Origin of the sequence: Marinimicrobium sp. UBA4509, from assembly GCF_002388575.1 — a bacterium.
Classification (GTDB): Bacteria; Pseudomonadota; Gammaproteobacteria; order Pseudomonadales; family Cellvibrionaceae; genus Marinimicrobium; species Marinimicrobium koreense.
In genome coordinates, this window is record NZ_DGMV01000036.1 from 54673 (window position 1) to 57277 (window position 2605).

The 2605-nt window shown below is 62.3% G+C and carries 3 protein-coding genes; all 3 read right to left on the reverse strand.

All coding sequences use genetic code 11. The annotated features are described in order from the left end of the window. Window positions 1–258: c-type cytochrome (locus B3520_RS05370; RefSeq protein ID WP_414673877.1), on the reverse strand; the 258-nt coding region annotated here is incomplete at its 3' end. A 126-nt stretch (window positions 259–384) separates the two neighbouring features. After that, a complete protein-coding gene (locus tag B3520_RS05375) occupies window positions 385–1074 on the reverse strand; it encodes a DUF3313 family protein (protein ID WP_286805801.1) in 690 nt (229 codons plus the stop codon). An 86-nt stretch (window positions 1075–1160) separates the two neighbouring features. Continuing rightward, window positions 1161–2549 (reverse strand): alanine/glycine:cation symporter family protein, encoded by a 1389-nt coding sequence (locus B3520_RS05380; protein WP_286805803.1) that lies wholly within the window; start codon window positions 2547–2549, stop codon window positions 1161–1163. Between the last annotated feature and the right edge of the window lie 56 nt (window positions 2550–2605).

Sequence of the window (2605 nt, forward strand, 5' to 3'; positions counted from 1 at the left end):
CGCACCTAACACGCCAGCATCGTGGCAGGTGGCGCAGGCCGAGCCGTAAATTTCTTCACCGGAGCGCGGCTCACCGCTGCTGGCGCTGGCCACGGGCGCTGCCGCGCAATCGTCACCGGCCATGCACACCTTGCCTACCGGGGCCAGGCGGTTCTCGATTTCTTTGGACACGTTACTGGACTGAGCCACCGCCAGAGCGGAGAGCAGACCCAGACTGGCAGCCAACAACAGGCCGATGCGTTTCTTGACTAGACTCACGGTGCTTCATCCTCGTTGTGAGAGGCAGTGCCTCTTTGGACTATTTGGGGCGATCATCGGGCGTAGCCCGCCAACCGCGAGGGCGCATTATAGCCACAAACCGTCGCTCAGGTGAACCAAAGCCCGTCACTCGGCGGGCTCGGGCACGGCCCCGGCAATCAGCAGGTAAACGGCCAGGTTGCGGGTCCAGCGGTCCATCAAGCGGCTAAAGTGACGGTAGTTCGTGACCCGGTTGGTCCACTCCATCGCCTGTCCGGTCAGGTTCTGGGTTTCCCGGTGGTCGATGAACTGCGCCAGTACCTTGCCGCTGGGGTCTTCCAGTACCAGGTCAAAGGTGGCGTTTCCGGCTTCGCGCGTGTAGTGGCGGGTGATCCCCGGCCGGCTCAGGTCCGGCGCGTAGATGTTCAGATTGCGCAGGGTAGGGCGAAAAATCATGTCCGCCTCTTCGCGGTTCTCGGTGAGGGTAACCCCGGTTTGCTCACTCAGCCCCTCACGGAGCGCTTCGTCGAGGAAGCGACCGTAATCCTCGTAGATGCGATCCAGGTCCCGTTGGGTGTAATCAGCCCTTCGGTCGCGCAGCCAGTAATCGCTCAGGGCGACCTGGGCCGGTTCGATATAAAGTGTGGTGATCCGGGGCAGACGTTCGCCCGGGGGCAGAAAGACATGGTCGAAGTTGCCGGGCTGAGCCGGGCGCAGTGAATCGTCTGCCAGCGGCAGGGGCGACTGCTGGGCGCAGGCAGCCAGCCATAAGGTCACTATGGCCAGTAGCGCGGCCCTCGGCCAGAAACGGAGTGAGATAACGCGCTGATGTGTCATTTAGACCTCCCCAATCGCCTAACAGTGAATACGCCATACTACGTCGGTTAGACGTCGCCCGGGTGGTATGGTTGCGTAAAAAACCGTTATGAATTTGTAGAAGCCGGTTCATGGTCGCCCTTGCGGTGCCGGGCGAAGTAATCCCGGGCGGCCCGGTTCACCCGGGGGGCGAGCAACAGGGCGGATACCATGGTGGGAATGGCCATGGTGGCATAGAGCCCGTCCACCAAACCCACCACCGCGCGCAGGCTCACCACGCTACCGAGCACTACCAGAGTGGCGTAAATCCAGATGTAGTGATGTTGATGCTGAGCCCCGATCAGAAAGCCCAGGCATTTGCTGCCGTAATACCAGAAGGTGAACACGGTACTCAGCGAGAGCAGGGCCACCACCAGCACCAACAGGTAGGCGCCGACGTTGGGGAAGGCGGTTTCGAAGGCCCGGGCGGTGAGGGTCACTCCGTCAATACTTCCGTCCACCTGCCAAGCGTCGGTCACCAGTATGGCCAGTGCCGTGCAGGTACAGACCAGAAGGGTATCGATCACCGGGCCCATCATGGCCACCAGGCCCTCGCGAATGGGCTCCTTGGTTTTGGCGGCGCCGTGGGCCATGGATTCGGTGCCGATCCCCGCTTCATTGGAGAAGGCGCCCCGGCGCACGCCCATCAGTATGACGGTACCGATGGCGCCACCGGCGGCGGCCTGGCCGCTGAAGGCGTCGGTGACGATCAGGTGTAGTGCGGCCGGAATTTCGCCCAGGTACTGGATCAACAACAGCAGGGTCATCCCCAAATAGAGCAGGACCATGACCGGCACCATTCTCAAAGTCACTTTACCAACCCGCTGGACGTGTCCGGTAATGACCAGCAGCACCAGGGCGGCGATGATCAGCCCGAGCGTGAGGTCAAAGGCGAAGTGGTTGCTTTCGCTGGCGAGCCCGGCGGGGATGGCCACCACATCACGCACAATCTGTACGAGTTGGTTGACCTGAAAGGCGGGCATGGTGCCCATCAAACCGGCGACGGCGAACAATGCGGCGAGCGGCCACCAGCGTTTTCCCAGGCCTTCGCGAACGACGTACATGGGGCCGCCTTGCAGCCGACCGAGGCTGTCTTTGCCCCGGAACATGACGGCGAGGGAGCAGGTATAGAATTTGGTGGCGACGCCGATGACGGCGGTGACCCACATCCAGAAGATGGCGCCGGGGCCGCCCATGGTGAGCGCCAGGGCGACGCCGGCGATGTTGCCGAGGCCCAGGGTGCCGGAGAGGGCGGTGCTCAGTGCCTGGGCGTGGGGGATGTCGCCTTCGTCGTCGTGGTGGTCGTAGCGGCCACTGAGGATCTGCAGGGCGTGTTTGAAGTGTCGGTAGGGGAGGCCACGGGAGTAGGCGACGAAGAAGACGCCACCTCCCACCAGCAGTATCACCAGGGGCATGCCCCACATAAAATTCGCAAACGCTGTAAATGCCGCTTCCATAGATCCTCTAATGTTTGTCTGAGTCCGGCCGGGATAGGGGTTCACCCTTTCAAGAC

What these genes read in the sequence shown, in the direction of transcription:
- B3520_RS05375 (WP_286805801.1), bottom strand. Translation starts at nt 1,074, where the DNA reads ATGACACATCAGCGCGTTATCTCACTCCGTTTCTGGCCGAGGGCCGCG.
- B3520_RS05380 (WP_286805803.1), bottom strand. Translation starts at nt 2,549, where the DNA reads ATGGAAGCGGCATTTACAGCGTTTGCGAATTTTATGTGGGGCATGCCC.